This window comes from Paraburkholderia sp. BR10923, from assembly GCF_040948765.1.
Classification (GTDB): Bacteria; Pseudomonadota; Gammaproteobacteria; order Burkholderiales; family Burkholderiaceae; genus Paraburkholderia; species Paraburkholderia youngii.
Genome location: NZ_JBFPKO010000161.1, coordinates 1 through 474, shown reverse-complemented (window position 1 = coordinate 474; position 474 = coordinate 1). Strand labels below are relative to the sequence as shown.

Below are 474 nucleotides of genomic sequence, written 5' to 3'. Positions count from 1 at the left end.
TGTGCGGCGCCATCGACTCCTTGCCGTAGCCGACGCGCTTGCCGAGCACCAGACAGCAGACCAGACCCGCGATACCCGCGTTGATGTGCACCACCGTGCCGCCCGCGAAGTCGAGGATGCCCGCGGTAGCCAGCCAGCCGCTCGGTTCCCACACCATGTGCGCGATCGGCGAGTAGACGATGATCGACCACAGCGTCATGAACACCAGCATCGCCGAGAACTTCATGCGGTCCGCGAACGCGCCGGTGATCAGCGCCGGCGTGATGATCGCGAACGTCATCTGGTAGACGAAGTAGACCGTCTCGGGGATCGTCGGCGCGAGATGGCTGACGGTCAGCGTCGTGGCTTTGTCGCCCTTGATGTAGTTCATGCCCGTCATGAACACGCGCGAGAAGCCGCCGATGAACGAGTTGCCCGGCGTGAACGCGAGGCTGTAGCCGACCACGGTCCAGACGATCGTCACCAGACAGGTGA

At 63.9% G+C, this 474-nt stretch carries 1 protein-coding gene; it reads right to left on the bottom strand.

Annotated features, from left to right (window positions below; translation table 11 throughout):
- The coding region (locus tag AB3X94_RS41905) for an ammonium transporter (RefSeq protein ID WP_368614478.1) at window positions 1-474 on the bottom strand (474 nt) is incomplete at both ends.